Here is a 6,290-nt window from a genome sequence, read left to right on the forward strand (position 1 = left end):
GAGATGACTGAGCTTCGCACCATAGATACCGTCCTCGTTGCCAACCGTGGTGAGATCGCTGTTCGTGTGATTCGCACGTTGCGCGAGTTGGGAATTCGCAGCGTTGCCGTCTACAGCGACGCCGACGCGAATGCGCGCCACGTCTGGGAAGCCGACACTGCCGTCAACATCGGGCCTGCACCGGCACGCGAGAGCTACCTCGTCATCGACAAGGTGATCGACGCGGCCAAGGCCACGGGCGCCCAGGGTATTCACCCGGGTTACGGCTTTCTGTCGGAGAATTCGGCCTTCTCGGCAGCCTGCGCCGCGGCCGGGATCGCGTTCCTCGGGCCCAACGAGCGTGCCATCGAGGTGATGGGTGACAAGATCACCGCAAAGAACGCAGTGGCGGCATTCGACGTCCCGGTAGTTCCGGGTATCGCGCGGCCGGGCCTGACGGACGAGGAACTGATCGTGGCAGCCGAGGACATCGGCTACCCGGTGCTCGTCAAGCCGTCGGCGGGCGGCGGCGGTAAGGGTATGCGGTTGGTCGAAGATCCGGCCAATCTGGCGGAGGCGCTGCGCAGCGCTCGCCGCGAGGCCGCGTCGTCGTTCGGCGACGACACGTTGTTCCTCGAGCGATTTGTCCTGCGGCCCCGGCACATCGAGGTCCAGGTTCTCGCCGATCAGCACGGCAACGTGGTTCACCTCGGTGAGCGTGAGTGCAGCCTGCAGCGGCGCCACCAGAAGGTCATCGAAGAGGCACCATCACCCCTGCTGGATCAGGTGACGCGTGATCGCATCGGCGCAGCGGCGTGCAACACCGCTCGTAGCGTCGACTACACCGGTGCAGGCACCGTCGAGTTCATCGTCTCGGCCGACAAGCCTGACGAGTTCTTCTTCATGGAGATGAACACCCGACTACAGGTAGAGCACCCGGTCACCGAAATGGTCACCGGACTCGACCTGGTCGAGTGGCAGGTGCGCGTCGCGGCCGGGGAGAAGCTGGCTTTCGAGCAGAGCGATATCACCATGTCCGGGCATGCCATCGAAGCCCGTGTGTATGCCGAAGATCCGGGACGCGGATTCCTGCCGACCGGTGGCAGTGTCGTCGGACTCGTCGAGCCGTCGGGATCAGGCGTCCGCGTCGATTCGGGCCTCCTCGAGGGAACCGTCGTCGGCAGTGACTACGACCCGATGCTCAGCAAGGTCATCGCTCACGCTTCCGACCGCGTGGGTGCATTGCGCAAGCTCGATCGTGCGCTCGGCGACACCGCGGTTCTCGGCGTGGTCACCAACATCGAATTTGCGCGCTTCCTCCTCGCCGATCCGGATGTGATCGCGGGCAACCTCGACACCGGCCTGCTCGATCGTCGGGTAGAAGACTTTGTTGCGGCAGACGCCACCGACGAAGTCCTTATCGCCGCTGCGGCCTATCGCTGGCTGGCTCGGTGGACCACTGCAGCATCGGCAGACCCCTGGGACGTTCCCAGCGGATGGCGCGTGGGGACTCCGGCTCCGACCAGCATCCGCCTGTCAGCCGGAACCCGGATTGCGCACGTGTCGATAGTCGGGACTCCCGCAGACGCAAAGGTCGAGGTCGAAGGTTCGCAGCCGCAGGCCTTCAGTGCCGGCTTGACGGGATCGGACCTGGCTGTGGTGATCGAGGGGCGACGCCGCACGTTTGTCGTGGCCGAGACCGCGGGTGGGCTGTGGCTCGCCGGCGGCGGAACCTGGCATGTCCGTGAAGTTGCCGAGGTCAGCGTCCGAGGCGACGACGCGCACGCCGGTGACGCCGAAATCGCCAGTCCGATGCCGGGTGCTGTGATCGCGGTCAACGTCGAGAACGGCGCCGCTGTGTCGGCAGGGCAGTCACTGGTGGTCGTCGAGGCGATGAAGATGGAGCACTCGCTGACCTCGCCGATCGACGGAACCGTGGAAGTGCTTGTCCGTCAGGGCGATCAGGTGATGGTGGATCAGATTCTGGCCCGCGTCGTACCTGTCACAGAAGAAGACACCGAGAACACGACTCAGAAGGAAGAAGCCTGATGTCCGATTACCTTGCCACCGGAGCGCTTCCGGACGAGTACCAGCAGTTGGCCAAGACCGTTGCGGACTTCGCCAAGACCGTTGTTGCACCGGTTGCCGCCGAGCACGACGCCAACCACACCTTCCCGTACGAGGTTGTTGCCGGGATGGCAGAGATGGGCCTGTTCGGTCTGCCGTTCCCCGAGGAGTACGGCGGAATGGGCGGTGACTACTTTGCCCTGTGTCTCGCGCTCGAGGAATTGGGCAAGGTTGATCAGAGTGTTGCGATCACTCTCGAAGCCGGAGTGTCCCTCGGCGCCATGCCGATCTACCGATTCGGCAACGACGCGCAGAAGGAAGAGTGGCTGCCGCAGCTCACGAGCGGAAAGTCGCTTGCCGCATTCGGATTGACCGAGCCGGGAGCGGGCAGCGACGCGGGCGGAACCAAGACCACCGCCAAGTTCGACAGCGGCGAGTGGATCATCAACGGCAACAAGCAGTTCATCACCAACTCGGGCACCGACATCACGAAGCTCGTGACGGTTACCGCGGTTACGGGTGTCAAGGACGGTGGCAAGAAGGAGATCTCGACGATCCTCGTGCCGACCACAACGCCGGGATTCACGGCTGAGCCTGCATACAACAAGGTCGGCTGGAATGCGTCCGACACCCACCCACTCACCTTCGCGGATGTCCGTGTCCCCGAAGAGAACCTGCTCGGTGAGCGTGGCCGGGGCTACGCGAACTTCCTGCGCATTCTGGACGAAGGCCGTATCGCTATTTCCGCGTTGAGCGTCGGCGCCGCCCAAGGTTGCGTCGACGAGTCGATCAAGTACGCGAAGGAGCGCGAGGCATTCGGACGCCCCATCGGTCAGAACCAGGCCATCGCATTCAAGATCGCGCGCATGGAAGCTCGCGCCCACGTAGCCCGCACCGCGTACTACGACGCAGCCGCACTGATGCTGTCCGGCAAGCCGTTCAAGAAGCAGGCATCCATCGCCAAGCTCATCTCCTCCGAAGCTGCCATGGACAACGCCCGCGACGCCACCCAGATCCACGGCGGATACGGATTCATGAACGAATACGCAGTCGCGCGGCACTACCGTGACAGTAAGATTCTGGAGATCGGCGAAGGCACTACCGAGGTGCAGTTGATGCTCATCGCACGTGAGGCAGGGTTGTGACAAACTCTCAAATGAACAACGCAGAGACGAAGAAGATCACTCAGCGCGGACTCTGGTTCGAGGAGTTCGAACTTGGCGCGATCTACGAGCACCGCCCAGGTCGCACCGTCACCGAGGCCGACAACGTGCTGTTCACGACGTTGACGATGAATACGCAGGCACTGCACCTCGACGCCGCGTACAGCGAGAACACACAGTTCGGTGTGCGCCTGGTCAATTCGATGTTCACGCTGTCCACGATCGTGGGACTTTCGGTCGCACAATTGACGCAGGGAACCATCGTGGCAAATCTCGGGTTCTCGGACATCAGTTTCCCGAAGCCGCTCTTCCACGGCGATACCTTGTATGCGGAGACGTTGATCGCCGACAAGCGTGAATCGAAGAGCCGTCCCGGCGAGGGCATCGTGACGTTGGTCCACACCGGCCGAAATCAGCACGGCGACGTCGTCGCCGTGGCAACTCGTAAGACGTTGGTGCAGTTGAGGCCGCAAGGAGAATCGTCGTGACGTGGATTCCGCCCGGGCCGGCGTGGTTGTTCTGCCCGGCAGATCGCCCGGAGCGCTATGCGAAAGCTGCAGCGGCAGCCGACGTTGTCATTCTCGACCTCGAGGACGGCGTCGCCGCTGACGACAAGGAAGCGGCGCGCACTGCGCTGATCGACACACCGCTCGACCCGGAACGCACCGTGGTGCGCGTCAATCCCGTTGGCACCCGCGAGCATGAACTCGACCTGCTTGCCCTCGACGGCACTCATTACACGCGTTTGATGCTCTCCAAGTGCGAATCGGCCGACGACGTTCTCTCGCTGGCCCCCGCCGAGGTCGTTGCGCTGGTCGAGTCACCGCTCGGCGCACTTGCCGTGCAGGACATCGCTCTGGCGGCCAACGCCATCGGCGTGATGTGGGGCGCTGAGGACCTGATCGCCGGTCTCGGCGGCAATGCCAGTCGTCATCTGGACGGTTCGTACCGCGACGTTGCGAGGCACGTTCGCTCGAATACCTTGCTGGCAGCGAAGAGCTACGGCCGACTGGCTGTCGATTCCGTGTACCTCGATATCAAGGACCTCGTCGGACTGGGCGTCGAATCCGCCGACGCCGTTGCCGTCGGATTCGACGTCAAGGTTGCGATTCACCCCAGCCAGGTCGATGTCATCCGCGCAGCCTTCGCTCCGTCGGAGTCGGAAATCGACTGGGCACAAAGGGTTCTTGCGGCAGTTGCCCACGAACGTGGCGTGTTTGCCTTCGAAGGCAAGATGGTGGACGCGCCCGTTCTGCGTCACGCCGAGAAACTGCTGCATCGCGCCGGTATCCTCCCCGAGTAAGGAGAAACAACGCATGAGCAAAGTTGTGAGTTCGGCACTCGACGCGGTTGCCGACATCGCCAGCGGAGCCACTCTTGCCGTCGGAGGGTTCGGACTGTGCGGAATTCCCGACGCGTTGATCGCGGCCATCGCCGAGGGCGGCGCCACCGACCTGGAAGTATTTTCCAACAACTGCGGTGTCGACGATTACGGCCTCGGAATTCTCCTGAGCGCTCATCGCATTGCCCGGGTGACGGCGTCGTACGTGGGGGAGAACAAAGAGTTTGCACGCCAGTACCTTTCGGGTGAGCTCGAAGTGGAGCTGACGCCGCAGGGAACTCTGGCAGAGCGCCTGCGTGCGGGAGGTGCCGGCATTCCGGCGTTCTACACACCGGCCGGCGTTGGCACTCCCATCGAAGAGGGCGGGTTGCCCTGGCGTTACAACTCCGACGGATCCATTGCCGTCGCATCCCCACCCAAGGCGACCGCCGTTTTCGGGGATCGCCGCTATGTGTTGGAAGAATCGATCACCGCGGATTTTGCATTGGTGCATGCCGATTACGGCGATACCGAAGGCAATCTCGTCTTCAACAAGACCGCGATGAACTTCAATCCTCTTGCCGCAATGGCTGGTCGGATCACCATCGCACAGGTGGAACATCTGGTCGAGCCTGGCGCAATCGACCCGGCACACGTTCATCTTCCCGGTGTGTTCGTCCAACGCGTCGTACATACGGGTGTGCAGGACAAGAGGATCGAGAAGCGAACCGTCTCAGGAGGCGCCAAGTGAGTAGCCCGGAGGGAACTCGAGTCGGTTGGACTCGACACGAGATGGCCGCACGTGCGGCTGCGGAGATGCGGCCGGGCGAATACGTCAATTTGGGGATCGGACTGCCGACACTGATCCCCAGCTACCTTCCTGAGGGCGTGAGGGTCGTCCTGCACAGCGAGAACGGCATCCTTGGCACCGGGCCGTACCCGACCGAGGATCAGGTCGACGCCGACCTCATCAACGCGGGAAAGGAAACCGTCACCGTCAATCCAGGCGCCGCGTTCTTCGACTCTGCTCTGTCCTTCGGCATGATTCGTGGCGGCCACATCGATACTGCCGTCCTCGGTGGCATGCAGGTGTCGAGTACCGGTGATCTCGCCAACTGGATGGTGCCCGGCAAGATGGTCAAGGGCATGGGCGGCGCGATGGATCTTGTCCACGGCGCTCGCCGCGTGATCGTGGTGATGGAGCATACCGACCGGGAGGGAAACCCGAAGATCCTCGAGCGGTGCACTTTGCCGTTGACGGGCCAAGGTGTGGTAGATCGCATCATCACCGATCTGGCCGTGCTGGATGTCACACCGGAGGGTATTTCGCTGGTGGAGCTGGCACCGTCCGTCAGCGCCGAGCACCTGCAGAATGTGACGGGCGTTACGCTCGTGTGAATGAGTTGTGAGGTACGGAGAAACGCGTCGGCGCAATGCCGGCGCGTTTCTGCGTGTGTGGGACTTGGCGCGGAGCCCGAACGGAAGTGCGATCGTCGTTTTGTCGGTATCAAAGGGCCCGTGAACAGCGCGATTCCTGCGTTTTCTCCGAGCCTGTACATTTATCGGGCGGTTACGCGGGGATTCGCGCGCGCGATGGCCTGCGCGCGAGAACTGCTTCGATCGTGACCGTCGGATCGGGGGTGAGGGGAGGGGTGTCCGCTGCGATTGTCGGATCTCGAGGCGAGTCTTCGTGGTGGGCGAATTGTGGCTTGTTGCTGTAACGAACCTTCACTTCAAACTCGATATGTCTGGGTGTGGCT

At 62.8% G+C, this 6,290-nt stretch carries 6 protein-coding genes; all 6 read left to right on the top strand.

Translation table 11 applies throughout. The features are described 5' to 3' along the window. Positions 1–3 precede the first annotated feature (3 nt). From V2B23_RS22315 to V2B23_RS22340, 6 genes are read left to right on the top strand one after another with little or no spacing between them, the layout of a single operon-like run. Positions 4–2,028, top strand: a complete 2,025-nt coding sequence (locus tag V2B23_RS22315) for a biotin carboxylase N-terminal domain-containing protein (RefSeq protein WP_430952316.1) — start codon at positions 4–6, stop codon at positions 2,026–2,028. Continuing rightward, entirely contained in the window at positions 2,028–3,191 is a 1,164-nt protein-coding gene (locus V2B23_RS22320; RefSeq protein WP_033236942.1) for an acyl-CoA dehydrogenase family protein, read from the top strand. The genes V2B23_RS22315 and V2B23_RS22320 overlap by 1 nt, the downstream gene beginning before the upstream one ends. Positions 3,192–3,202: 11 nt before the next feature. After that, positions 3,203–3,697, top strand: a complete 495-nt coding sequence (locus tag V2B23_RS22325) for a MaoC family dehydratase (RefSeq protein ID WP_430952317.1) — start codon at positions 3,203–3,205, stop codon at positions 3,695–3,697. Beyond that, positions 3,694–4,512: an HpcH/HpaI aldolase/citrate lyase family protein gene (locus tag V2B23_RS22330; RefSeq protein ID WP_430952318.1), complete on the top strand. Its 819-nt coding sequence runs from the start codon at positions 3,694–3,696 to the stop codon at positions 4,510–4,512. Before V2B23_RS22325 ends, V2B23_RS22330 begins: the two co-directional genes overlap by 4 nt. 13 nt (positions 4,513–4,525) lie before the next feature. After that, complete coding sequence (locus tag V2B23_RS22335; protein ID WP_430952319.1) at positions 4,526–5,281, top strand: CoA transferase subunit A; 756 nt, start codon at positions 4,526–4,528, stop codon at positions 5,279–5,281. Further along, on the top strand, positions 5,278–5,928 hold the full coding sequence (locus V2B23_RS22340; RefSeq protein ID WP_430952320.1) for a 3-oxoacid CoA-transferase subunit B: 651 nt from the start codon (positions 5,278–5,280) through the stop codon (positions 5,926–5,928). Before V2B23_RS22335 ends, V2B23_RS22340 begins: the two co-directional genes overlap by 4 nt. The last annotated feature ends 362 nt before the right edge of the window (positions 5,929–6,290 follow it).

This window comes from Rhodococcus sp. 24CO (assembly GCF_050586165.1).
GTDB lineage: Bacteria > Actinomycetota > Actinomycetes > Mycobacteriales > Mycobacteriaceae > Rhodococcus_F.

Excerpts from the sequence above, each read along its gene's own strand:
- V2B23_RS22320 (WP_033236942.1), top strand. The coding sequence starts at position 2,028 with ATGTCCGATTACCTTGCCACCGGAGCGCTTCCGGACGAGTACCAGCAG.
- V2B23_RS22325 (WP_430952317.1), top strand. The coding sequence starts at position 3,203 with ATGAACAACGCAGAGACGAAGAAGATCACTCAGCGCGGACTCTGGTTC.
- V2B23_RS22335 (WP_430952319.1), top strand. The coding sequence starts at position 4,526 with ATGAGCAAAGTTGTGAGTTCGGCACTCGACGCGGTTGCCGACATCGCC.
- V2B23_RS22315 (WP_430952316.1), top strand. The coding sequence starts at position 4 with ATGACTGAGCTTCGCACCATAGATACCGTCCTCGTTGCCAACCGTGGT.